Source organism: Methanobrevibacter thaueri, from assembly GCF_003111625.1.
GTDB lineage: Archaea > Methanobacteriota > Methanobacteria > Methanobacteriales > Methanobacteriaceae > Methanocatella > Methanocatella thaueri.
Genome location: NZ_MZGS01000014.1, coordinates 149,315 through 172,746 on the forward strand (window position 1 = coordinate 149,315; position 23,432 = coordinate 172,746).

36 protein-coding genes are annotated in these 23,432 nt (G+C 35.9%); 3 read left to right on the forward strand and 33 right to left on the reverse strand.

All coding sequences use genetic code 11. The features are described 5' to 3' along the window. Nucleotides 1-49 precede the first annotated feature (49 nt). The 29 genes from MBBTH_RS01705 to MBBTH_RS01845 all read right to left on the reverse strand — a co-directional run bounded on the left by MBBTH_RS01705 (nucleotide 50) and on the right by MBBTH_RS01845 (nucleotide 16,544). Nucleotides 50-628, reverse strand: coding sequence for a DUF106 domain-containing protein (locus tag MBBTH_RS01705; protein ID WP_116591315.1), 579 nt, complete (start codon nucleotides 626-628; stop codon nucleotides 50-52). 10 nt (nucleotides 629-638) lie between these two features. Then, the gene (locus MBBTH_RS01710) at nucleotides 639-1,199 is read right to left on the reverse strand and encodes an adenylate kinase (protein WP_116591316.1); all 561 of its coding nucleotides are present in this window, start codon (nucleotides 1,197-1,199) and stop codon (nucleotides 639-641) included. A gap of 38 nt (nucleotides 1,200-1,237) precedes the next feature. After that, the gene (gene secY, locus MBBTH_RS01715; protein ID WP_116591317.1) at nucleotides 1,238-2,599 is read right to left on the reverse strand and encodes a preprotein translocase subunit SecY; all 1,362 of its coding nucleotides are present in this window, start codon (nucleotides 2,597-2,599) and stop codon (nucleotides 1,238-1,240) included. 24 nt (nucleotides 2,600-2,623) lie between these two features. Continuing rightward, nucleotides 2,624-3,061: an uL15m family ribosomal protein gene (locus MBBTH_RS01720; protein WP_116591318.1), complete on the reverse strand. Its 438-nt coding sequence runs from the start codon at nucleotides 3,059-3,061 to the stop codon at nucleotides 2,624-2,626. A 14-nt stretch (nucleotides 3,062-3,075) separates the two neighbouring features. Beyond that, nucleotides 3,076-3,534 (reverse strand): 50S ribosomal protein L30, encoded by a 459-nt coding sequence (locus MBBTH_RS01725; protein ID WP_116591319.1) that lies wholly within the window; start codon nucleotides 3,532-3,534, stop codon nucleotides 3,076-3,078. Nucleotides 3,535-3,545: 11 nt separating this feature from the next. After that, the gene (gene rpsE / locus MBBTH_RS01730; RefSeq protein ID WP_116591320.1) at nucleotides 3,546-4,187 is read right to left on the reverse strand and encodes a 30S ribosomal protein S5; all 642 of its coding nucleotides are present in this window, start codon (nucleotides 4,185-4,187) and stop codon (nucleotides 3,546-3,548) included. Nucleotides 4,188-4,189: 2 nt separating this feature from the next. Beyond that, nucleotides 4,190-4,771 carry a 50S ribosomal protein L18 gene (locus MBBTH_RS01735; protein ID WP_116591321.1) on the reverse strand — a complete coding sequence of 194 codons (582 nt, stop codon included), beginning with the start codon at nucleotides 4,769-4,771 and terminating at the stop codon, nucleotides 4,190-4,192. A gap of 2 nt (nucleotides 4,772-4,773) precedes the next feature. Next, complete coding sequence (locus MBBTH_RS01740; RefSeq protein ID WP_116591322.1) at nucleotides 4,774-5,229, reverse strand: 50S ribosomal protein L19e; 456 nt, start codon at nucleotides 5,227-5,229, stop codon at nucleotides 4,774-4,776. 108 nt (nucleotides 5,230-5,337) lie between these two features. Further along, nucleotides 5,338-5,667, reverse strand: a complete 330-nt coding sequence (locus tag MBBTH_RS01745) for a 50S ribosomal protein L32e (protein WP_116591323.1) — start codon at nucleotides 5,665-5,667, stop codon at nucleotides 5,338-5,340. A 12-nt stretch (nucleotides 5,668-5,679) separates the two neighbouring features. Continuing rightward, nucleotides 5,680-6,216, reverse strand: coding sequence for a 50S ribosomal protein L6 (locus tag MBBTH_RS01750; RefSeq protein WP_116591324.1), 537 nt, complete (start codon nucleotides 6,214-6,216; stop codon nucleotides 5,680-5,682). A gap of 8 nt (nucleotides 6,217-6,224) precedes the next feature. Beyond that, nucleotides 6,225-6,617 (reverse strand): 30S ribosomal protein S8, encoded by a 393-nt coding sequence (locus MBBTH_RS01755; RefSeq protein ID WP_116591325.1) that lies wholly within the window; start codon nucleotides 6,615-6,617, stop codon nucleotides 6,225-6,227. A gap of 11 nt (nucleotides 6,618-6,628) precedes the next feature. After that, entirely contained in the window at nucleotides 6,629-6,772 is a 144-nt protein-coding gene (locus MBBTH_RS01760; protein WP_116591326.1) for a 30S ribosomal protein S14, read from the reverse strand. A gap of 10 nt (nucleotides 6,773-6,782) precedes the next feature. Next, nucleotides 6,783-7,295: a 50S ribosomal protein L5 gene (locus MBBTH_RS01765; protein ID WP_116591327.1), complete on the reverse strand. Its 513-nt coding sequence runs from the start codon at nucleotides 7,293-7,295 to the stop codon at nucleotides 6,783-6,785. Further along, nucleotides 7,292-8,020 (reverse strand): 30S ribosomal protein S4e, encoded by a 729-nt coding sequence (locus tag MBBTH_RS01770; protein WP_116591328.1) that lies wholly within the window; start codon nucleotides 8,018-8,020, stop codon nucleotides 7,292-7,294. The genes MBBTH_RS01765 and MBBTH_RS01770 overlap by 4 nt, the downstream gene beginning before the upstream one ends. A 1-nt stretch (nucleotide 8,021) precedes the next feature. Beyond that, nucleotides 8,022-8,372, reverse strand: a complete 351-nt coding sequence (gene rplX, locus MBBTH_RS01775) for a 50S ribosomal protein L24 (RefSeq protein ID WP_116591329.1) — start codon at nucleotides 8,370-8,372, stop codon at nucleotides 8,022-8,024. A 9-nt stretch (nucleotides 8,373-8,381) separates the two neighbouring features. Next, on the reverse strand, nucleotides 8,382-8,780 hold the full coding sequence (locus tag MBBTH_RS01780; RefSeq protein WP_116591330.1) for a 50S ribosomal protein L14: 399 nt from the start codon (nucleotides 8,778-8,780) through the stop codon (nucleotides 8,382-8,384). Nucleotides 8,781-8,785: 5 nt separating this feature from the next. Next, nucleotides 8,786-9,103, reverse strand: a complete 318-nt coding sequence (locus tag MBBTH_RS01785; RefSeq protein ID WP_116591331.1) for a 30S ribosomal protein S17 — start codon at nucleotides 9,101-9,103, stop codon at nucleotides 8,786-8,788. A gap of 11 nt (nucleotides 9,104-9,114) precedes the next feature. After that, nucleotides 9,115-9,393 carry a ribonuclease P component 1 family protein gene (locus MBBTH_RS01790; RefSeq protein ID WP_116591332.1) on the reverse strand — a complete coding sequence of 93 codons (279 nt, stop codon included), beginning with the start codon at nucleotides 9,391-9,393 and terminating at the stop codon, nucleotides 9,115-9,117. An 85-nt stretch (nucleotides 9,394-9,478) separates the two neighbouring features. Beyond that, nucleotides 9,479-9,817, reverse strand: coding sequence for a stress response translation initiation inhibitor YciH (yciH, locus tag MBBTH_RS01795; protein WP_116591333.1), 339 nt, complete (start codon nucleotides 9,815-9,817; stop codon nucleotides 9,479-9,481). After that, nucleotides 9,818-10,024, reverse strand: coding sequence for a 50S ribosomal protein L29 (rpmC, locus tag MBBTH_RS01800; RefSeq protein WP_116591334.1), 207 nt, complete (start codon nucleotides 10,022-10,024; stop codon nucleotides 9,818-9,820). Nucleotides 10,025-10,060: 36 nt separating this feature from the next. Beyond that, nucleotides 10,061-10,816 carry a 30S ribosomal protein S3 gene (locus MBBTH_RS01805; protein WP_116591335.1) on the reverse strand — a complete coding sequence of 252 codons (756 nt, stop codon included), beginning with the start codon at nucleotides 10,814-10,816 and terminating at the stop codon, nucleotides 10,061-10,063. Next, complete coding sequence (locus MBBTH_RS01810; protein ID WP_116591336.1) at nucleotides 10,816-11,280, reverse strand: 50S ribosomal protein L22; 465 nt, start codon at nucleotides 11,278-11,280, stop codon at nucleotides 10,816-10,818. Before MBBTH_RS01810 ends, MBBTH_RS01805 begins: the two co-directional genes overlap by 1 nt. Nucleotides 11,281-11,292: 12 nt before the next feature. Then, on the reverse strand, nucleotides 11,293-11,703 hold the full coding sequence (gene rpsS / locus MBBTH_RS01815) for a 30S ribosomal protein S19 (protein ID WP_116591337.1): 411 nt from the start codon (nucleotides 11,701-11,703) through the stop codon (nucleotides 11,293-11,295). Nucleotides 11,704-11,718: 15 nt separating this feature from the next. Beyond that, nucleotides 11,719-12,444, reverse strand: a complete 726-nt coding sequence (locus MBBTH_RS01820) for a 50S ribosomal protein L2 (protein ID WP_116591338.1) — start codon at nucleotides 12,442-12,444, stop codon at nucleotides 11,719-11,721. A gap of 13 nt (nucleotides 12,445-12,457) precedes the next feature. After that, nucleotides 12,458-12,718, reverse strand: coding sequence for a 50S ribosomal protein L23 (locus MBBTH_RS01825; RefSeq protein ID WP_116591339.1), 261 nt, complete (start codon nucleotides 12,716-12,718; stop codon nucleotides 12,458-12,460). A gap of 24 nt (nucleotides 12,719-12,742) precedes the next feature. Continuing rightward, nucleotides 12,743-13,507, reverse strand: a complete 765-nt coding sequence (gene rpl4p, locus MBBTH_RS01830; protein WP_116591340.1) for a 50S ribosomal protein L4 — start codon at nucleotides 13,505-13,507, stop codon at nucleotides 12,743-12,745. Between the two features lie 2 nt (nucleotides 13,508-13,509). Further along, nucleotides 13,510-14,520, reverse strand: a complete 1,011-nt coding sequence (gene rpl3p, locus MBBTH_RS01835) for a 50S ribosomal protein L3 (RefSeq protein ID WP_116591341.1) — start codon at nucleotides 14,518-14,520, stop codon at nucleotides 13,510-13,512. A 333-nt stretch (nucleotides 14,521-14,853) separates the two neighbouring features. Beyond that, entirely contained in the window at nucleotides 14,854-15,681 is an 828-nt protein-coding gene (locus MBBTH_RS01840; RefSeq protein WP_116591342.1) for a putative RNA uridine N3 methyltransferase, read from the reverse strand. A 230-nt stretch (nucleotides 15,682-15,911) separates the two neighbouring features. Continuing rightward, a complete protein-coding gene (locus tag MBBTH_RS01845) occupies nucleotides 15,912-16,544 on the reverse strand; it encodes an METTL5 family protein (RefSeq protein ID WP_116591343.1) in 633 nt (210 codons plus the stop codon). A gap of 65 nt (nucleotides 16,545-16,609) precedes the next feature. On the opposite strand from MBBTH_RS01845, the gene MBBTH_RS01850 reads away from it, so the two are divergent. After that, nucleotides 16,610-18,103 carry an acetyl-CoA carboxylase biotin carboxylase subunit gene (locus MBBTH_RS01850; RefSeq protein WP_116591344.1) on the forward strand — a complete coding sequence of 498 codons (1,494 nt, stop codon included), beginning with the start codon at nucleotides 16,610-16,612 and terminating at the stop codon, nucleotides 18,101-18,103. 18 nt (nucleotides 18,104-18,121) lie between these two features. Then, nucleotides 18,122-19,039, forward strand: coding sequence for a biotin--[acetyl-CoA-carboxylase] ligase (locus MBBTH_RS01855; protein WP_116591345.1), 918 nt, complete (start codon nucleotides 18,122-18,124; stop codon nucleotides 19,037-19,039). 86 nt (nucleotides 19,040-19,125) lie between these two features. On the opposite strand, the gene MBBTH_RS01860 is transcribed toward MBBTH_RS01855, so the two are convergent. The 3 genes from MBBTH_RS01860 to MBBTH_RS01870 form a co-directional block, all read right to left on the reverse strand. Then, nucleotides 19,126-20,277, reverse strand: a complete 1,152-nt coding sequence (locus MBBTH_RS01860) for a TIGR03576 family pyridoxal phosphate-dependent enzyme (RefSeq protein WP_116591346.1) — start codon at nucleotides 20,275-20,277, stop codon at nucleotides 19,126-19,128. Further along, nucleotides 20,278-20,607 (reverse strand): hypothetical protein, encoded by a 330-nt coding sequence (locus MBBTH_RS01865; protein ID WP_116591347.1) that lies wholly within the window; start codon nucleotides 20,605-20,607, stop codon nucleotides 20,278-20,280. It abuts the gene before it with no gap. A 95-nt stretch (nucleotides 20,608-20,702) separates the two neighbouring features. Beyond that, on the reverse strand, nucleotides 20,703-21,224 hold the full coding sequence (locus MBBTH_RS01870) for a FumA C-terminus/TtdB family hydratase beta subunit (protein ID WP_116591348.1): 522 nt from the start codon (nucleotides 21,222-21,224) through the stop codon (nucleotides 20,703-20,705). Nucleotides 21,225-21,336: 112 nt separating this feature from the next. Here MBBTH_RS01870 and MBBTH_RS01875 point away from each other — a divergent pair, with 112 nt between their 5' ends. After that, on the forward strand, nucleotides 21,337-23,157 hold the full coding sequence (locus MBBTH_RS01875; protein ID WP_116591349.1) for a DUF2070 family protein: 1,821 nt from the start codon (nucleotides 21,337-21,339) through the stop codon (nucleotides 23,155-23,157). Here the strand turns inward: MBBTH_RS01875 and MBBTH_RS01880 are convergent. Further along, entirely contained in the window at nucleotides 23,152-23,424 is a 273-nt protein-coding gene (locus tag MBBTH_RS01880; RefSeq protein ID WP_116591350.1) for an EMC6-like membrane protein, read from the reverse strand. The two genes, MBBTH_RS01875 and MBBTH_RS01880, sit on opposite strands and share 6 nt — an antisense overlap. Nucleotides 23,425-23,432 lie beyond the last annotated feature (8 nt).

The following is a 23,432-nucleotide window of genomic DNA, read 5'->3' on the forward strand; positions in this document are numbered from 1 at the left end:
TATAATATATCTTTTTCATTATTAATAAATGTATGTAAAAAGGGTTGTTTTAGAACCCTTGTTTAAATCCTAAGTATTTTCTTAATATCTGACTCATACCAAAAGTACAAATCATATACCATAATAACCAACCGATACCATATGGGATAGTGGCCTTACCGCCATAGAAAATACTACCTATAAAGTGCCATACCGGTGTTAAAGTAATCCAGTAAACAGTTACAGGCAAGTGAACGACTAAACCGCTGATAGCGGATGTTCTCATCCAGAAGAATATTAGAATAATTGGAACGAAAGTTACAATCATCGGTTTGAACTGATTGGACATCATAGCAGATTGGTCCTTCATCATTTCAGTTTGTTTGGCTTGTAACTCAGCAATCTTTTTCCCATCTCCTTTCTTTTGAGCTTCACGCAATTCGCTGGTCAATTTTTTACTTCTTGCTTGAATCTCATTCATTTCCTCTTGGTCAACCAAATACTTGTTAGCAATGGTTGTGATTAATGAAACAATAAAAGCAATGATTAGGACAGTTAACGCAGGGTTAGCTGGATTAGGATCCATAGCTAAGATTGGATTGAAAACTGTATTCAATGCGCCATAAACCATTCCCATTATGTCTACCATAATTAATCCCCTATAAATTTAATACATTTACTAATTTTCTAACATTAGAATCTAAATGATTGTCATGATTTTCAACAATTTTAACAGTTGCACCAGTTAAAGTAGCGTAAGCCATTGAGGTTGCCCTGTTCATTTGTTGATGTAAATCTATGTCTTTTACTTTTTGAAGATCCCTTTCACGAGTATCATCATTTAATCTTCTATAAATAATTTCATCAGGATTTGCTTCAACTAAAATAAATTGATCAGGTTGTAACTGTTCTAACACCCAAATCGGTAAACCTGGTAAGAAACCAGCAGGAGTATTAATAGTACAGTGAGTGTCAACAATAACATTATCGTTTTCAGACCTTGCTTTAATTTCAGCTGCTGCTTTAGCTTGAATATCTTTTTGGGTTTCAGCAGGTAATTTCCTTAACTCATCCCTATGAGATACAAGTTCGTCTTTAATAGCAATCTCAGTCATTATGTCACCGTAGTTTAAGTGGACATAATCAACTTCTTCTAAAGCTTTATTCAATAAAGTTGTACTTCCAGAACCTGGAATTCCTGTTAATACTACTAATTTCATTTTAATCCCTCATTTTTTAAAAGAGAAAAGGAGAAAAATTAATCTCCTCCTAAAACTTTCCTAAGAACAGGATTTGCGGACATGAGTTGCTCTTCAGCCATTTCTTCATATAGCTTATGGAGAATACCAACGGTAAGCAATACGCCTGTACCTCCACCTAAAGCACCGGTTAAATCTGCAAGGAAAGCGATAAGACCTACATAAATACCACTGATAATGGTAAGTGCAGGAATATATTTTTTCAAAATTTTATACAATTGACGTTTACTACTTCTAAAACCTGGAATTTGAATACCTGAATTGTAAAGTTGTTCTGAAATCTTTTTAGCATTCAAACCACTAATTTCAACCCATAAGTATGAGAATAACATACAACATCCGATGAAGAATATTGCATATATTAACACGTGTATCGGTTCAGTAATGAAATGCTGCAAGGAAGGTGTTGATAATAACCATGCAATACCGTCTACAGGTTTACCCTGTTGCATATGACCTAAAATAGGAACTCCTATCTTTTGGAAAACGTTTGCAAACAATGTTACGTTTACAAGTAATGCACTTGTTAAAATTACAGGCATGTTACTTGAGTAAACGAATTTCAATGGGTATTTACCGACAGATCCTCTGATTCTTCCGTGACCTCTTACACTACCGTGGGAAATAGGAATTTCCACTCTCATAGCTTCACCATATAATACAACTAAGAATACAATGATAGTTGCAATCAATGGGATCAAGATAGCCAAGTTAGGAGTTCCAGCCATGATTTGCTGGATGAATTTAGGAATGATACCTGCTAAAAATCCGTCAGTTCCCGGTAAGATACTGAATGTACCAACCATAATAGCTTGACATACACCAGCAGCAATGAACAGCCCGATACCACTACCGAATCCCCATTTTGATACAACTTCATCAAGGTAAATGATAACCAATGCACCGAGAACAAGTTGTAGGATTAACAGCCATGTGTATGAACCATCAATAGGGACTAGGTTTCCAGTGAGTACTAAAACACTTGCTTCAAATACAGTGAACACAATAGACAATACTTTTTGTGTAGCTTGGAAGTGAGATTTGTCCTTATGGGATGAAAGGTCCAAATCCAAGAGATTTGAACCGACTAATAATTGTAAAACAATAGAAGCAGTTACAATTGGACCAATACCTAATGTAAGAATTGAACCAAAACTTCCTGCCATAACTGCTCTCAATTGAGCGAAACTATCAATAGCACCAGGTGCTAAACCGTATAACGGAATTTGTGTTAAGAAGAAATATAACACTAATACAAGAGCAGTCCATTTAAGCTTTTCATTGAAATCTTCTCTGTGAACCGGAGATTTGACTTCAGGAATAACTTTGAATATTGGCTCTAATACTTCTAATGATGACATTTTATCCCCTGATTAAGGATAAAGCTATAATAATATAGCTTCTCCTCCTAATTCTTCAATTTTTTCAATAGCAGATGCTGAGAATTGAGGTGCAGAGATTTTGTAAGCTTTGGTAATTTTACCTTTAGCTAAAACTTTGTCATAACCTAATTCAGTAACATCTATAACAATTGCATCTCCTTCTTGGGATGCTTTACCGTTTGCGATTAATTCATCAGCGTGTTCTTCTAAGTAATTTAAGTTAACAGCATTGACTTTTTTAATCATTTTTTGAGGTCTTTTGAAACCATGTTTTCCGAAGTGGTCTGGGTCGTGGATTACGGTCCAGGTCCAGTGTTGTTTACCCATACCTGCTTTACCTTTTCCACCTTTGTTACCTGCACCTCTACGTTTTTTGGTACATCCTCCACCGTTGGATCTAGAACCTCTTTGTTTGTTGATTTTACGTTTTGTTCTAATCATAAATATACACCTGTTTAAAGCATTCTTTTACCAAGGTCTTTAATTTCTTCTCCCCTGTAACCTAAAGATCCACCTTCTTTAACAGATAAACGGATATCTTCGTAACCTTTTCTTGGAGGGTGTAAACGGAATACAGGTTTAATACCGACATCAGCTAATTTGACTTTAGATTCAACTACGTCTTTAGCTAATTCTTCAATATTATCGTAATCAGTGTTTTCAGCAACATACTCGTCAGTAACTTTTACATTACCCGGGAGTCTTCCTCTTTTAGCAATCATAGCTGCAACAAATTCAGCGTCGATTTCTCCCCAAGTGATGTAATCCTTAGCTTTTTGAAGCATACCTTCGTAACTAGGATTTTCTTCTACTAATACTGCATGGCTGATTCTGTTAAGTCTTAACATGTCTAAGGTGTCAGCAATACCTTGAATGACACCAGTAGTTCCTCTAACTCTAATAACTAAATACATGATATCACCATTTAGTAGTTAACTCCCATTTTTTTGAGATCTTCTTTACTTGCTTTAACGTTACTTAATTCTTTTAAAGCATCAAATACAGCATTAGCAAAGTTAACTGTAGTTTGAGTTTGACCGAAGGTTTGAGACCATACATCGTGGATACCAGCGAGTTTTAAGATAGTTTTACCAACATCTCCAACTACTAATCCTACTCCTGCAGGAGCTGGCATTAAGGTAACGCTTACACTACTGGTTTTACCAGTTACTTTGAAAGGTACGGTGTGTTCTCTTCCACATACACAACCCCAGTCTCCACAACCTCTTCTTACTTTAATGAGGTTGTATTTAGCGTTGTCAACAGCTTTTCTGATAGCTGGACCTACTTCTTTAGCTTTTCCTTGGCCTAATCCAACGTAACCGTTTTTGTTACCTACAGCAACAATAACTCTGAAATTAACTTTTCTACCAGATTTATGCATTCTTTGAACTAAGTTAACATCCATTACTTCTTCTTCTAAATCCGGAATTAAGGCATCAACTATTTCTAATTCCATAATTGGAAGACCTTTTTCAAAGATTTCATCGATATCAGTAATGGTTCCATCTTTAACTAATTTACCCATTTTAGTTTTAGGTTCCCATTCATCAATATTAAAACTCATAGTTATACCTCTGCCTCATCAATATTTTTAATAGTTTCATCAAAGTTTTCAGGTAAATCTTTAGGATTAAGACCTCTTTCAAAGTACTTTGAGAATTTTTTAGCTACTTCTTCAGCATCTAAAGATTCAGCGTAGTTAGCAACATGTTCTCCTCTGATACGTTCATCTTCTGGGAAAATGAAGTCTCCGTGAGGAACTTCTAAACCTGCGTCAACAGCACCTTTTAAAGCTGCGAAGATTTTAGATCCTTTGATTGGTGATTTTAAACCAATATCTAGGATTGCGCTTTCAACACCAGCTGCTAAAGCTCTTTTAGCACATAAGTATGCTGTTAAGTAGAATGCTGAAAGGTTTCCAGTAGCACCTAAATAACCGTAACTTGCTAATTGTTTACTTACTGCAGATGCAACAGTGATATCTCCTTCAGGAGCATAATCGATAACTTGAACAGTAGCGTGGGAGTTGGATACTCTAACAACTAAACGAGATTTGTCGTAGTGGACTAATTTCATTCTAGCTGCGTAATCAGTTTTTCCTTCTCTTCTTCTTCTGAATGCTACTTTATATTTAGTTCCTTGTGCCATGCTTATTCCTCTCCTTTAATTAAATCATGGTCACGGGCGTAGTTTCTCATGTAAGATTTACTTCTGAATGCGCCACCCTTAGCCATTTTGTATAATTTACGATAGGTTGTAGCATCAATGATTTCGTCATCACGCATTTCTTTAAGATCTTTTCTTAAAGCCCTAATAGTAGTCATCCAAGCTTTCTTTTTAGGAGTACGTGCTTTTTTAGCTCCTTTTATACTACCTCTACCTTTTCTTTTACCTTTTGCTTTTTGTTCTTTGATTTTTTTAGATCTGTAGCTACTAATACCTTTTTCAGGTTTTGCTTTAATAGCTCCATCGTTAATTAACTGCTTAACTCCTTCTCTAGTAATCGCCATAGATACTTCTTCTAATCTTTCTGGATCAATCCATACACGATTAAGCCCTACTTTAAGAATACTAGCAGCTAATCTTTTTTGAGTTGTAAGATTCATGTATATAATCCTCCATTTAGATATAATCTAAATTCCCTTATTTTTAATTTAACCAGTTAAATCAATTCAAATTAAAGCCCCGGAACTGATTCAACTTATAAATATAATTTATTTGTTTAATACTTTAATCCCGAGCTCGGATGCTTTTTCTAACATCAAAGCTTTTTTCCTTTTACCGATAGAAGCGCTTATTCTTGCAGCATCGCATGCTGGGTCTAAGTCTTCTAACTCTTGCATATTGTGAACAAGAACGTCATTATATCCTGAAGGGTGTAAGTCCCTTATAGCTCTAGGGGTTCTGTAACCAATAGCTGGCATTGCAGGTTTACCTGCTTCGTATCTTCTCATTTTACTGGTTTTACCTCTAGGGCGTCTCCATTTGATTCCAAGTTTTTTATAACGAGCATATTCTTGTCTTTTAAATCTTTTATTAGCCATTCAAATCACCAATTATTCTTTGCTAGTTAAGTATATTCCGTCTTGGAATACTCTAGGATCTCTTCCTTTAATTTTAGTTGCTTGTTCTAAGTTAGCCATAGTTTGACCAACATGTTCCTTATTAATACCAGTGATTGTTACCTCATCACCTTTAACTGATACTTCAGCAGAACCTACAATTTTTGCGGTTCTTGGGTGTCTTTCCCCGAGGAAGTTGTCGATTACCACGGTATCATTTTGAACTTTCACAGTCATTGGAAAGTGAGCAAATACAATTTTCATGTGATATTCAAAACCGTCAGTAACACCAGTAATCATATTGTTGATGTGTGCTCTGGTGGTTCCGATCATTGCTTTATCTTTCTTTTTTGGGAATGCTGTTTCTAAAACAACAACATCGTTTTCTTCTTTAATACTTACATTAGGATAAGTAAATTTTCTGGAGTCTTCTCCATTAGGTCCTTTTACAGAGACCTCATTATTTTCAATTATAACTTCAACGCCTTCAGGGATTTCAATTTCTTCCCTTATAGCTGCAGCTACTACCATTTTATCACCTAATACATGTAAGCCAACAAACGTCCGCCAATTCCTCTTTCCTTAGCCTCATAGTGAGTCATAATTCCTTCAGGAGTTGTGACGATTAAAATACCAAAGTTTTTTGCTGGCAAATATCTTTTTTCAAATTTCTCAAATTCATCTTTCTTAACAGCATGACGAGGTTTGATAACACCACATTTGTTAATGTTACCTTCTAATTCAACTATGAATTTTCCTGCCCTGTTGTCGTCAACATATTCAAAATTACCAATATAATTCTCTTTTTGCATAGTGCTTAAAACTTGTCCAATTAATTTGGAAGCAGGAGAAATAACACAAGAGTCGTTCACTTGTAATTCGTTATTTCTAATGTTAGTTAAAGCATCAGCGAGAGGATCCATAAGACTCATATTTATAACCTCTAATTATATTTTTTAAATCCCATTTTAGGGGCTACTTCCCTAAAACATTGTCTGCATAAGTTTATGCCATATCTGCTAACCATTGCGGAATGGTCTCCACAACGACTGCATTTTTTTGAAGCTTTACCGTATTTTCTTGGCAAAATATCACCTTTATTCAGTTACATAATTAACGTTGAAATTTTCTTCCATAAATTTCATAGTTTCTTCTTTAGAAATTCTATGTTTTTGAGGAACTTTCTTTTGTTGGATTTTTCTTTTAGAAATTCTGTAACCTGGTTTTTCAAAAGTAACAGAAACGTTCATACCGAAAATACCGATATCAGGGTTATATCTCATACCTGGGATATCAATATGTTCTCTAATACCAAAAGAAAGGTTTCCTTGAGCGTCAAATTGAGTAGGTTTAATATTTCTACTAATACCTTCTAAAACCATATCAATAGCTTTGTCAGCTTTTTCTCCACGTAAGGTTAATTTACATGCGATTGGTTGTTTTTTCCTGATACCCCATTCAGGGTTGGTTACTTTGGAAAATGTTTTGACAGGAGTTTGATCGAACATTTCTTCTAAAAGAGTGATTGCACGAGATAATTTTTCACCTGCTTCTCCAACACCAATACTGACAGTAGCTTTTTCGATACGTACTTCATTCATTGGGTTCATTTATTTACCTCCAATAAATCGATTACTGGTGCGTCAGTACCAATTACAAAAGCATAATCTTTTAAAGTTAAGAACTCATCTTTTGCACTGTTTTCAATAATAATAGTATTTGGATTAGAAGATTTATTTTCAATAATTTCAGATACTGTACCTAATTCACCAGTGTGTTTACCACCAGTAACAAGAACTGTAGCTCCTTCTTCTAAAGGATATGCTTCAACGATTTCATGTTCAGGTACTTTTAAGCAAATAACATCTCCAACAGAGTATGCGTCTTCTTCAATGATAACGTTTTTACCATCGTGAAGGTTTAATTGAGTTTTTCCACCTTTAATAGTGGATTTGTTAACAATCTTAGATAATTTAGCATCAGCATCTTCGATTAAATCTAATTGTAATCTTCCTTTTCTATCTAAAAGAACTCTATAAGCTTCACCAGTTTTTGGGATTTCAACAATGTCCATGAAACCAACTGGGAATTTATAATCTTTAACTACTCTTCCATCTACTAAAACGTTACCGGAGTTGATGATTCTTTTAGCTTCTCTTGCGTTGTCAGCTAATTTTAATACATCTCTGATAACTAAAGTTAATGGAATAGAATGTTCAATGGAGTGAGAACCTGCGGAAGGTTTTACAGTCCAGGTATCTTCTTTAGGATGAATAGGCCAAGATTTTGGTGCTTTATATCTTTTAAGATGTTTTCTAGATCCCATTTTAGCCATATTAATTGTCTCCTTTATTTTTTATTCTTCTATCATCTTTTAAATCTGCATCAATAATTACTAAGTTAGATGGGTCAACTGGGAGAAATGCATTGGTTCCATCAGGTTTTGCTAAAGTAACTTCTTCGATTGTTACTTTGTAGGATGTGTAATCTACTGTGAGAACTTCTCCTTCATGTCCTTTAAAGTCTCCACGGACTACTCTAACTTTATCTCCTGATCTGACTGGTAAAGATTTTTTACCTACTTTTTCTCTTAACTCTTTGCTTAATGAAGCACTTAAGTATTTACCACGAGTGTGAGCAGGAGCATTGTAACGAGCTTTTCTTTGTTTTCTTGGTTGAATTGACATTTTTTCACCTTATACTAAAATACTTGCTGCACTACCAACACTAGGCCATCTGTCAGCTGCTTCTTTAGCAACAGGACCTCTGATTTCAGATCCTTTTAAAATTCCTTCAGGAGTAATAATAACTGCAGCATTATCTTCAAATTTAACACGAAGACCATCAGCACGTCTATATTCCTTTTTTTGTCTTACTACAACTGCATTTACAACTTCTCTTCTCATGTCTGCAGTTCCTTTTTTAACAGATGCAACAACTAAATCTCCAACACCAGCAACGTCGATCCTTCTTCTTACACCTTTGAATCCTTTTACGGAAATGATTTCGATTTCACGAGCACCAGTATTGTCAACACATTGAAGTCTTGCTCCAATTGGTAATGCTTTAGTCATGCTTGAGGTTAATGGTTTCATAATAATTACTCTCCTTTAACTTCAACTAAAACAAAATGTTTAGTTTTACTTAATGGTCTACATTCTGCAATTTTTACAGAATCACCAACATTCACATTTAAGCAATCTGGTTTGTGAACGTTGATTTTAGATTTCCTCTTTTCGTATCTTTCATATTTTTTAATGAATTTATAGTAACTACGTTCAACAGTAATAGTCCTTTCTGCTTTGTTACTTACTACAACACCTTCAAGAACTTGGCCTCTTACAGGCAAAGTCCCATGAAATGGGCAGTTAGGATCATCACATGTAGTTTCTGGTTCTTGAACGTTAAGCCCAACCATATTATCACCATTTATATTTTTTTAAACCTTTTTTTTATTCTATCTTCAGGACGAATAGACAAAATGTCACCATCAATTTCAATTTTTTCCCCGTTAGGAATCTCGAAGACAAATATAGAACCTTTTTTAGGAATAACCCTTTCTATATTGTCCATTCCTTCAATCTTAATGGTATTTTTTGTCTCATCAATAATAGTTCCTTTTAAATTAAGAGACTCGTTATTCTTACTTGTCGCATGAACATTCAAACCAATGAATTCATGATGAACTAAGTTTCTTGAAGTAATCATAATCCCAATCTCTTAACGTAACATTTACAATAAATTATGCAGTAAAATTACAAAATTTAATTGAAAAACATATCGAATAGATGAATTATCTCCTTTTCTTATTATTCTTTTTAGATTCACGGATTTCAATTGTATCAGAAGAGAAACCTAAATCGGATAAAACTTGTTTCACTTTAACTTTGTGATCACCTTGAAGTTCTATTTGACCGTTTTTGGCTGTTCCTCCGCAAGCACATTTGGCTTTAAGAGTTTTAGTAAGCTCTTTGATATCAATATCATGTTCATCTATACCTTCGATAATAGTCATGAGTTTTCCGAATCTTCTTCTAACTGTAAATACCTTTAGAGTCTGAACTTCACGTGCAATTTCTTCACATACACAGAGTTCTTCAGGAAGCCCACATACATCACAGATTTTTGACATTTAATTCTCCTTTTGTTTTTCATTTAAAATTGTAAGAACACGAGCAATTGTTCTTTTTAATTCTCTAATTTTTCCAGGGTTTTCGACTACCCCGGCAGCTGCACTTTTAGAAACATTTTTGGATAATTCAGTTCTGAGTTCAACCAATTTGTCTTGGATCTCATCAACTTCCATGTCCCAAATTTCTTTACTTCTTAAAATCGCCATTGTTCCAACTCTTTAAGGATAATTAAATTTAATTATTTAACTATCATCTTTTTCTACTTCTTCAGTAGATTCTTCTTCAACAACTTCTTCTAATTCGTCGAGATCTTCGATTTCCTCAATGATTTCTTCTTCGATGACTTCTTCGGTTTCAACATCGATTTCTTCTTCGATGACATCACCATCTTCTTCAATAATCATTTTAGGAGGAAGAATTTCAACTGAATCAGGTAATACAGTTTCTGGAGGCATAATTCTTACATAAATACCTAATACACCAGGTTTTAATTCAGCAGTAGCGAAACCTTCTTCTACAAATCTGATGGAAGGTTCTCCACATTTTTTGATGTATCCTTCTACGAATTTTGCTACAGCAGATCTAGAACCTCTGATTTTACCAGAAATAGTAACTTCCACACCTTGAGCTCCTGCGCCCATGATTCTGCGGATAGTAGAGTAAGCTACTCTCCTGAAGTGCATACCTCTTTGTAACATGTTAGAGATTTTGTATGCCATGATTTTTGGGTTGAGTTCAGGAACTTCAACTTCTTTAACTTCAATTTGTGGATTGTCTAAACCGAATTCGGTTTTGAGGGTTTGGGTAATAGCTCTAACGTTTTTACCACCTCTACCAATAACCATACCAGGTCTTTCTGCGTAAACAATAACCATGGTACCTAAAGGTGTAATTTGAACTTCCATACCACCGTATCCAGCTCTTTCAAGTTCTTTTTCTAAGTATTCATCAATTCTAGTTCTTCTAAGGCCTTCTTGAACGAAATCTTTTTCTATCATTAGTTAGCCTCCTGTAATACAATTTGAATATGAGTAGTTGGAGTATTGAATGGAGTCATTCTACCGAATGCTCTTGGGATGTAACCAGGAATTACAATACCTCTGTGGGATGAGATATGTTCAATGAATAATTTTTCAGTGTCCATACCTTTGTACTCTGCATTAGCTTCAGCGTTTTCTAAAACTTTTAAAATTTGTTCTGCAGCTTTTACAGGGTATCTACCAGCAGCCCATCCTTCTTGTCCTTTTCTGTGACCAACTTTTTTGTTGTGTCTTTTGAAAGGAACTGATTTTTTCATTTCAATAACATCTTCTAAGTAAGCTTTAGCTTTTGCTACTTCCATTCCTCTGATTGCACTGCAAATCTCAACACTGTGCTTTGGAGAAATCTTAAGAGATTTTGCCATAGCGCGTGCAGTTTTTGCTTCATCAACTTCTTTATTATAAGCATATTTGTTAGCCATGTTCTAATCTCCTTATTTAAGTGGTACAAACATGGATGATCTGGTAGCACCCATACCTGGGTCTCCGTGTTGAACTCTTTTTCTGGTTGGTGCGTATTCACCAAAGTAATGACCAATCATTTCTGGTGCAATAGTGACTTCAACAAAATTTTGACCATCATAAATACCGAAAGTGGTTCCAACCATTTCAGGTATTACAATCATGTCTCTACAATGGGTCCTAACTACAACAGGACGACCATCTTTAGTTCCTTCTTTATTCAATTTTCTCATTTTATCCAAAACAATTTGTTGTCTTGGTAAGAATCCTCTTTTTAAAGATCTTCTTTGTCTTGCAGGGAATAATTCCATTACTTCCTCTAAAGACATAGCTTGAAGTTCTTCAAGAGTATAACCTTTATATTTAAATATTTTTCTTGCCAATGAAACACCCTCTATCTATCTTTTTAAACCTGTTCTCTTAGCTGCAATTGAACCAACTTTTCTTCCTGGTGGTGCATGTCTTGAAACAGTAGTTGGACGACCAGGATGTTGTCTGTTACCTCCCCCGTGAGGGTGATCAACAGCATTCATTGCTACTCCTCTTACAGTCATAAACTTCTTACCTTTAGCTTTGTAAGCATGCCATTTTTTACCAGCTTTAAGGAATGGTTTATCTTTTCTTCCTCCACCTGCTACTACACCAATACTAGCACGGCAGTTAGGATTTAAGTATTTTAATTCCCCAGATGGTAATTCAACAACAGTTTGATTAGCATCGTGAGTAACTACATTAGCATAAGTTCCGGAAGATCTTACAAAACGGCCTCCGTCTCCAGGAGTGTTTTCGATATCGTAAATCGGAGTACCTTCAGGAATTTCAGCAAGAGGTAATGTGTTACCGAATTTGATTGGAGCGGAAATACCGCATTCGATTTCATCGTCAACTTGAATGCTTTCAGGAGCTAAGATAAATTTCTTTTCACCATTTTCAAATTTGACTTCTGCAATTGGAGCGGTCCTTGCTGGGTCGTGAACAATGTCAATGACTTTTCCTTTGATACTGCCTTCTTTTTCTAATGCATCGTAAGATCTGTATCTGATTTTATCTTTAAAACGATGAGAAGCAACACGGTGAGCAGGAGTTCCTCTTCCTCTTCTTTGGTGGATTAATCGTTTACCCATTTTTCATTCCTCCTTAGAATACTCCTAATCTGACAGCAAGTTCTTCTGCCATTTCTTCTTCAACAAGTTTGATATATGCTACTTTAACACCTTTAGTAGTAATGTGAGTGTTGACTCTTTCTACTTTTTCTTCGTATAAATCTTCAAAAGCGTATTTGATTTGTTTTTTGTTAGCTCTGCGATCTACGACGAATGCGATTTCATTGTTTAAATCGATTAAGTTCATGGTCTTTTCAGTAACATGAGGTTTAATAATAATTGAATATGAATCCATAATAATCACCTTATTTATCCAAGATTATTGGAATAAACCTCCTAACTTTTCAACAGCTGATTTGGTGTATACTGTGAGTCTTCCTGGGTGAGTACCTGGTGCTAATAATTCAGCGTTAAGGTTTTCAGCAACCACAACATCTACACCAGCGTGGTTTCTTGCACCTAAGGAAATTCCTTTATCTTCACCGACTACAACGAGAGGTCCTTTTACTTTTTTGTATTTTCTTCCTCTTGTTTTACCTCTACCAGCTCTGATTCTTTTACCTTCTTTTGCACGGATGACATCATCGTAAACTCCTAAGTTTTGGAAGATTTCACGAGTTTGTTTAGCAGTTTTTACTTCTTCAATATCATCTTCAACAATAATAGGTACTTGTTCTAAATCATCTACAACGTGACCTCTGTTTTCAACAATCTCCTTATTGGTGGTTGCTGCAACAGCGGATCTGATTGCGAATCTTCTTTCTTTTATGTTGATTTTTTCATGATGATTTTTTTCAGCTCTAGTAGGATGTGCTTGTCTACCACCAATAGCCATTGGTACGAAAGCTGCTTTAGAACCATTTTTAATCCTTGGTACTCTTGCGGTACCTCTACCTGAACCCCATCCTTTAGCGGAAGTTCTTTTACCTGCCATTGGGTCATTACCCCATGGTTGTACTCTAGCGGATTGTGCTGAGAGCACTGCTCTTTTGATTAAATCTGGTCTGTATACTTCATCAAAAATAGCTGGAAGTTCAATTTCTTCTTTTACTTCCCCATTAATAGAATAAACATTAACTTTCATGATTATACCCCTTGTTTAGATTTTGTACTTATGTAGTTTATTTGAGGTATATCCTCAGCTTTATTATTAGGTCTAATAGGTTGTCTTAAGATTACTAATCTTTTGGAAGGTCCTGGGAGGGATCCTTTAACTAAAACGTAATCGTTTTTGACAAGTCCGTATTTTACAAATCCACCATCTGGGTTGATTTGGTCAACTTCGTCAGCTGATGCGATTTTTAAAATCCTTTTATTGAATTCAGTTCTTTTGTGGTAACCCATTTGACCTGCTTGAGCAACAGTCCACATGGTTCTTCTTGGTGTCCAAGGACCAATGGAACCGACGTGTCTTCCTTTACCTGCTCTTACAGCTTTACCGTATTGAATTCTAATTCCCCATCTTTTTACTACACCTTGGAATCCTTTTCCTTTTGTAGTTGCAATTGCATCAACAAATTCTCCTTCATTGAAGATTTCGCTAGCTTTTACTTCATTACCTAATAATTCTAATGCGGTATTTAATTTTTCTTCAGGATTTGCTCCTCCAATTCCACATTCAAATATATCTGGTTTTTTCTTAGGTACGCTAGTTACTTTTGGATTTGTGTGTACTAAGACTCTAATTTCTTCTGTGTTTTCTAATGCACCTTGTATTTTTGCAATAGCTTCAGATTTGTTGTATTCTTTAGGAAGGGAAATCTTCCTGGAAAGTTCTTGATCTAAATTGTCTGCAAGTACTTCGGTGATTACTTTCAATCCACGAGAAGTTTTTTCATAAGCTCTAATTCCCATTACTACGACCGGAGGCACTTCCAATACAGTTACAGGAGTGAAAACTTCCATACCTTGAGTAGGAGAGTTTTTATCAGTGTCAGTGACTAAAGCGTGAGTCATACCAACTTTATAACCTGCGAGGCCGAGTAATTTTGGTTCATCGATTTGTGGCCAAGATTTAATTCTTGGGGTTTCTTTTGCTGCTCTTTTTCTTGGACTAAAAGCAACAGACCCTTTTCTTGGCTGATGATGTCTAACCATTTAATTTTACCTCCTTATAATAATTTTTTCCTTTATTTTTTTAATTAATTTTAATTTTTTACTTTAACAGCCCAATGAAGGACTATCAAGCGAGTTTGATGAAATAAATTCATCGAAATGATAAATAGCTATAAACAAGTTTATAACTAGATAAACATTAAATCACAATATATTCCATTGAGTTTAACCGAATTGGAGCACAATAAAGAATATATTCAATGTATAAACCATTCTGTGCTAAGCATATTTCTAGGGAGTCCTAAAAATATAATCTGTATAAAAAGTTGAGCAAGTTATCTATTAGCGTGTAAAACTAATAATTTATAAAGAGAATTAAAATCTCATAAAGTTAAATAAAGAAAGTGTAGCGACAACTGCCTCTTCAGTTCTAACAGTTTCAGTTCCCTGTCCTGGAAGGGTATTAACCTTGTATAAATCCCAGTTTGGATTTGAAACGTCTTCTGAAATTGAAGAATAAGGGCCACCAAATAAAATAGCAATACTTTTACGTTCATCTACTTTATGCTTTAATTCATCAAAAATAGAATCAATATAATCTCCATATCTTGTAGTTTCAACAACAAGATCAGGTTTAATTAATTTTAAGCTATTTTTAAGACTCTTATTAGAGGAGATAACATTGTATCCCCAGTAAACGTCATCTGGTTTATCAGGTGTGACTATTACTTCTTTCTTAGCAATTTTAGTAATCTTAAAGTCAAATATTTTTTTGACAGTAAGTTGCTCTTTACAGAATGCAAGTTTATCCATACCTATATCAACAAATGTTCCTTTCTTATTTCTTTTAACAGTGAACCCTTGTCTATAATCACCCACGTCTGGCTGACTATTAACAGGATGATGAGGAGTCCTAAGTGGCGGAAGGATGCCTACATGCTTTAGTTCAGCTTTTATAGGAATAGCTTGTTTCCTCAAATATTGAGGTGTATTCATATAATTCAAAACTTCTGCAATAAAAGCTCCGTCCTCGTTCCCATCTTCGTTCTTTTCGTGATCATCATTATAGATAACCACATTATCTGCTTTAAAAATAGCTAAAGCTCTACCGATAATCCCTACTTTGTAAGTACGGATTTTAAGATCTTTAGACTCAGAAAGAAATGAGTTTGGAATAAATATAGATAGCTCATCTTTATACATTAGTAATACATTTGGCATGTAAACTATATAAAGATTACCCTACATTTATATAGCTATCACTAACTAGACTTACACATTTACAAAATATTATATCAGTTATAATATCTGTAGCTTTATTATGCTACCAACTTTTTTATACTCAGAGAATATATTAATATAAAATATATACTATCCACTATATAAAGGTATTGTTTTTTGGATAAAAAAATTAGATTTTTGAAAAAATGAAATTATTTTAATTCCGCCCTAATGGCAATAACATCAACATCTTGCTTTTCTTTTGTGTGAAAATCATAAATTTTCGGAATTGGGAATTTATATCTGAAAATATGAGTTATTTCAAGATTATTATCATTATAGTATTTTATTAGAAATTCTTCGGTTGATGCCATGTGGAATGAGTACAGCACATCGCAATTCAATTCGATGGCTTTCTGAATAAACTTCAAATCCTGACCTGAATCTGCATTTCTTTGAGATCCGAAAGGCGGGTTTTGAAATACAGTATCTGCACCTGACGCCCCATTAAAATCACAGATGTCACTGACAATGAATTCTACATTGCCGACATGCAGCTTATCCTTAACGTCCATTGCCAAGGCAATGGAATCCTCATCAATATCTACACCAATTGACGAATTTGCCCCCATCAATGCGGATCCGATTGCAAAAACTCCAGTTCCACACCCCAAATCAACAATATCCAAATCCTCAATATCTCCCAGCGAATGGGCATTCCAAATCAAATCGGATGCAATGATTGAGGGAGTTGTGTACTGTTCAAGGCCCACCTTTGGCTTGGGATGGGCAGGTATTGACTGAAGCCTCATTTCCAAATGTTTTTTGCGAGTAATCTTTTTCATCTAATAAAATATTTAAATTATTTAGTATATAATTATATAATGAATAAATTACTTTGAGGTTTCAAATGTTTGAAAAAGTATTAATTGCAAATAGAGGAGAAATCGCCATTAGAGTTATGCGTGCTTGTCGTGAACTCGACATCAAAAGCGTGGCAATCTACTCTGATGCGGACAAAACATCTCTTTACACAAATTATGCTGATGAAAGTTACCCGCTTGGAAATCCCTCACCAGCAAAATCCTACCTGAATATCGAGAAAATCATCGATATAGCATTGGAATCCGGGGCAGATGCGATTCACCCAGGATACGGATTTTTAGCTGAAAACGCTAAATTTGGTGAAGAATGTGAAAAAAATGGAATTAAACTCATCGGACCGACCGGTGATGTGATTAACAAGATGGGTGACAAAATCACATCCAAGGCACTTATGAAAAAGGCAGGAGTTCCAGTAATTGAAGGTACACCTGAAGGAGTAACCGACATTGAGGAAGCTAAAGAAATAGCTCGCCAAATCGGATATCCTGTAATCGTAAAGGCTTCAGCAGGTGGTGGAGGAATTGGTATGCGTGCAGTTTATGAGGAAGACGAACTTGTACGTGCAATCGAATCAACACAATCTGTTGCATCCACAAACTTCGGTGATTCAACCGTATTCATTGAAAAATACCTTGAAAAACCACGTCACATTGAATTCCAATTATTGGCAGACGAACACGGTAACGTAATCCATGTAGCTGACAGGGAATGTTCAATCCAAAGAAGACACCAAAAGCTATTGGAAGAGGCACCTTCCCCAATCATGACAGAAGAGTTAAGAGAAGAAATGGGCGGAAGCGCCGTCAGAGCTGCAGAATACATCGGATATAAAAGTGCAGGAACTGTGGAATTCCTTTATGACAATGGAGAATATTACTTCCTTGAAATGAACACACGTATTCAAGTGGAACACCCAATTACCGAACTTGTCACAAATACCGATTTGATTAAGGAACAAATCAGAATCGCAAACGGCGATGAGTTAACCTACCAGCAAAAGGACATACAGGTAAACGGACATGCAATTGAATGTCGTATCAACGCTGAAGACCCACTTAACGACTTTGCACCAAACCCTGGAAAAATCACAGGTTACAGATCCCCTGGAGGACCGGGTGTACGTTTAGACAGTGGTGTTTACATGAACTATACAATTCCGACCTTCTATGATTCAATGATTTCAAAACTAATCACCTACGGAAGGGACAGGAACGATGCAATCGACAGAATGAAAAGGGCATTGAGCGAATACATCATATTAGGTGTTAGAACAACAATCCCATTCCATAAGGCAGTCCTAAGAAACCCTAACTTCATTTCCGGTAATCTGAACACCCACTTCATTGACACCTACAAGAAAGGTATTGAAGAGGAAATGGAAAACGTCATTGCAGAAGACCTTGAACTCGTGAACAAAATGAAATCAACATTCATGCCGGGTAAAAAGATAGCTGCAATCTCAGCTGCTGTTGGATCCTACCAGAACATGGCCAAAAATCAACAAATGCAAAAGAAATAAATTTTTGGAGATTATCTAATGAGAAAAGAAATTATAGAATTATTGAAAAAAGAAAATAAACTTTCCGATGAAGCAATCAGTGAGCTCAAGGACATTAATATCCATGACTTTTCTGAAATCATTGAAGAGATTGGAACACAACCAACAGAACACATTAAGGCATCAGAAATCTCTAAAGATTTAGATACAACATGGGCTGGAAAAAACCTATATGTTTTCGATGAGGTCAAATCTACAAATACTGTCGCCAAATTTTTAGCGATGAATGGTGCTGAAAACGGAACTGTAGTCATTTCCGAAAAACAAACCGATGCAAAAGGAAGATCCGGAAAGGCATGGGCTTCACCAGTTGGTGGAATCTGGCTATCCTTAATCGTGAAACCAAATGTTGATTATTCAAAGCTTCCAATGATTACAATTGGAACCGGTGTGGCTGTTGCAAAGGCTATTGAAAGAACCGGAATAACCTCCGCTGAAATCAAATGGCCTAACGACATCATCATTCATGACAAGAAAGTCTGTGGAATATTGACTGAAGCGGTCACCACATTCAATACAATCGACAGCGTCATTATCGGTGTAGGAATAGATGCTAATATTGACATTGATGACTTCCCTGAAGAATTGCAAGACGGAACAACAACACTTGCTGATGAACTCGGAAGAAAAGAGGACGAAAACGTTTTAATCAGATTGTTCTTGGAAGAATTTGAAAAAATCGCCGAAACATTCAACGAAGGCGACTATGAATCAATTCTCAAGGATTGGAGAAAACGTTCATACAGTGTTGGAAAAATCGTTGAAGTTAGAGAACCTTTCAACAAAAACTTTGACGCTTATGTTGTAGGTATAGGTAGGGAAGGCGCTCTAATCGTTGAAAAAATTGACGGAACCTTAGAAAAAGTAATTTCAGGAGAATGTATAATTAAAAAATAATGTTATACTTATGTATAACATTCTTATACATTTTTCAAACATCACCAAAAACTTATTTTAAAATAGATTGATTGCAAACGCGTCAATCAACCAAAAATAATTTCCCTGCATTTATTCTCATCGGACACTACATTAAGCAACTTATTAAATGAAGATTCTAATTTTTCACTTAAATCATTCAAGTCCAAGTTGAAAGCGTCATTAGTTGACAAGTCAAATCTGATTGTCGCAGATGCACCAGGCATCCCGACAGCAGGAATTGTTATGATGCCATGATCCTTGAGCAAAATGAACGAAAGGACAAACGCCAAATCATCATCAGACAAATTATGGTCAACACCGATTTCATCAGCCAACCCTTCAGGTGAGATTAAAACCCCATTAGGCGTTTTTTCGAAGTTGCTGAATTTTTCATTTAACATGTCGAAAAACTCATCTTTCCTCTCAAAACTTTTAACCAGATTGTCTCCATTGAAGTTTTTTATTCCATTCAACATGGCTAGAACTGCTGGCGGTTGAGCTTCAAGACCAAATTGATTCACCTTAACCTTAATTTCATCAATCAATTCCTTACGGCCTGCCATAAGTCCTCCTCTTGGACCCGGCATTAGTTTATCTGTGCTTGTTATTGCAATATCCGCTCCCAAGTCACATGCACGGGCCTGATTGAACACTACAGTCCTGAGCCTTGCTCCTGAGGCGTCATCCACCATGACGGGAATTCCTTTCTCATGGGCCATTTCAATGACTCTCCTGAATTCATCCTCGTCAATCACCTTAAGGTCCATTGTGGAACCTGTGATGACAACCAATGATGTATTGTCTGGTATTGAAAACTCTTCAAAAACGTCAGTTTCAAAATAATTGGCTCCAACCAGCTTGCAGCTGCGAGGTATTGAGGGATGCGCAGGCAATTGAGCAAGGTAATGAACCACATTAGTGTCCTCTTCAACCAATGCCAATATAGTGGCCAAAATGCCAGAAGAGGTTCTGTTCAATGGGAGAACTTTCTCTCCTCCCATATGCTCAATTCCTACCTCTTGGAGCGCTTCTTCAAAAATAGCTGGGCCGACATAGGTCTCTAAAAGACTTAAGTCTGATGGACTGGCAATGAATCCACCAGAAAGTCCTGTTAAGTCAAATAAGAATTCACGACCCTTATTTTCAACTATGTCCTTAATAATCGAAAGGGCCTTTTCTCTTTTTTTGACTTCATCTAAGGAATTAGTAATAATCATCTAATCAGAGTCATCCAATTTTAGTTCGTAATCTTCAAAAAATTCGATGATTGATTTTAACTGTTTTTCATTGATTTCCACTGTGGTGAATTCTTCGGTTTCCGGAATCATGTAGTTATATTCAGCGAATAAAACTTTACCGTCAGGATTGGTGATGATGCTAATGTCATCTAACAATTTTTCCGGATTCTTGTTCTGGAATTCAATTCTAAACGTGGTACCAAATTTTTGAGAGAACTTCTCCTTTTCTTCCGGTTCCCTGTTACATTTTCTGATTTTGGTCATTCTTGATTTTAATTTCTTTTCAGCAGCTTCATCAATATTAGTCATTAATAACACATCCTCTTATTTTGCAAATTAATTAGTAATAATAATTAAAATATAGTATAAATTAATTCATATATAAGTATTTTTATAATATTTGTTTAATCATACAAACTATTTCCGTGACAGTCCATGGCGACGATGAGCGGTCCGAAATCCTTAACCTTAAGGTTCCACATTGCCTCAGGCATTCCAAGGTCAAGCCAATCAACGCTTTCTATTTCCTCAACGGCATCGACATACAATGCTGCGCAGCCTCCTGTTGCAACGACATACAATGCCTCGTTTCTGATTAGTGCCTCGCGAACAGTGTCATCCATTCCGCCTTTGCCGATTACTATCTTTGGACCCATGTCCAGCACGTCGCTTTGGTAGGGGTTCATTCTCATGGAGGTTGTAGGTCCTATGGCAACCATTTCATAGCCACCGTCCCTTTCGGCTATTATAGGTCCGGCATGGAAAAGCACAGCACCTTCAATGTCCAATGGTGCACCTTGTTCTATAATGCGTTTATGTGCCTGATCACGTGCAGTTAAAATATTACCGGTTAAATAAACCACATCTCCAGCCTTTAATTCTTTTAAATCTTCATCTTGAATAGGAACATTTAACTTTTTTTCCATTTATTACACCTTAATTTAAGTAAAAATTTATTTATTAATAATACAAATCTATAAATATATAAAATTTTTAGATTTAATAAATTTAATGGCTAAAAAAATATTTGGAGAAATCATGTCAAGTATGAGCAGTGTTGCGGGGTTGTCAAAATACATCAAAACCCTGCCAGAAACTAGATTTACAATAATAGGAATATTAATATTGAGTTTTATAATTGGAAGCGTTTTTTACTTAATAGATTTAGTGCCGAACCAAGGAATACTCATTGATTTAATATTGGGAGGATTATTCGGAGTTGTGGTTTTGGGAGTTTCATCAATTATGAGCGGTGCCCTGAATCAGCAGGTGATAGCGGCACTTCATGGAATCAACTTAAAAATCAAACATTCCATGTTTCTATCAGGACTTTCAATGTTTTTCCTGGGAATCTTCATCATTGGAGGATGCATCGTATCCAGGGTTTTAAACATCGATGTCACAGTCAATTCAGCGCTGTTCGGATTGGTAATCATCTATGGATTCAACACACTGGTTTTCTGGGCCACATCAAAAGTAAGGTTTGCAATAGCTGCAGTCACCGGTTCTATTCAGCCTCTGCTCATTCTAACAATGTACGTATTAATAGCTTTCCTGTTCATTGACACCAGTTTCTTGGGACCGGTTATCATTCAGGTCCTATTGAAAACATTGGTTGCTTCAATAATATTCGTTTTAGCGATTTATGCATTCGTTACCGTTATCGCTTCCCCATTCAAGAAAAATCTGGGAATAGGAGTGTTGGATTTATTAAGTTTGTTCATTGCTCATATGAATGAGGGATCAAATTCCCTTGAGGGATTGTTTGAGAACATGAGTGAGGCAATCGACACTCTTGTTACATTCGTTAGTTTCAAAACAGAAAATGGAATAAAAGCATTGTTCATCTCTCCTTCCGTGCATCCCGGTCCTTTAGGAGATCTTGGAGGATCAAACATGCCGACTATCCTTGCAAACAAGTTCGACCATTTCACAATGGTTGCGCATGGTCCTTCCACACATGACTTCAACCCGATTGCAGTGGCTGAAATCGATAAGATTGAGGATGCCGTCAGAAATGGATTAAACCATGTTGAATATTCTCCAAACGCCAGTAAATTCCTCAGATACAATGCCAAAAAGGCAAATATTGGAGTTCAGTTTTTCAATGATGGTATGGTAATCCTATCAACATTCGCACCTGAAGCCGTTGACGATATCGAGTTCGGTGTGGGATTGACAATGATGACCCAAAGCAGAAGCAAATGCAACGTCAAGGATTCCGTCATCGTTGACTGTCACAACTCATTCACCGCCGAAAGTGGAGAGGTTCTTCCTGGAAATGCTGAAGTGTTCCATCTGATTGACGTTATCGACAAGATAGATCCTAATCAGGAAAAATATGATATCAAAGTGGGTTGCTATGAGGACACCATGGGTGACCTCGACAAGCATGAGGGAATCGGTGAAAGTGGAATAAAGACAATGGTCGTTGAAGTTGCAGACCAAAGAACCGCATACGTCCTGTTTGATTCAAATAATATGGAAATAGGATTCAGGCAAGAGATAATGGATGCGGTAAGCGATTTGGAGATAGATGAAATCGAAGTAATGACCACTGACACCCACACAGTCAACACACTTTCAAGAGGTTATAATCCAATTGGAATAGCAAAAAGACCTGAAATCATTGAATATGTAAGGTTAAGTATAAAAGAAGCGATAAAAGATTTAGAAAAAGTAGAAGTTGGAACTGGAACTAAAAAAATTAAGAATCTTAACACATTCGGACCAAACAATTCAACAGAATTGATTTCAACAATCAGTTCAGTTGTGGCTGTCAGTAAGATTATAGCTCCAGTCTTGCTTATTACAGCATTATTAATCGTATTTATATGGATTTTCTTTGGGGGATTATAGGTACATTACAAATAATGTGTATGCTATAACCCAAGTGAAGTAAAACGGTGCAATTCCGTCCCATAACCATTGGGAAAATCCTGATATTTCTTCTCCTGCAATTTTTTGACAAAATTGGCCTACGAAATATAAGATAATTACTGCAACAAAGAATGCAAATATATCATTTTTAAATCCGAGCCAGCCTAAGGTTAAGGCAGCTGAAATTAAAGCAGCAATAAGCGCGAAAATAACGTGAATAGTTGTAACTTTTATTGTTGTGTCCATTCATATCC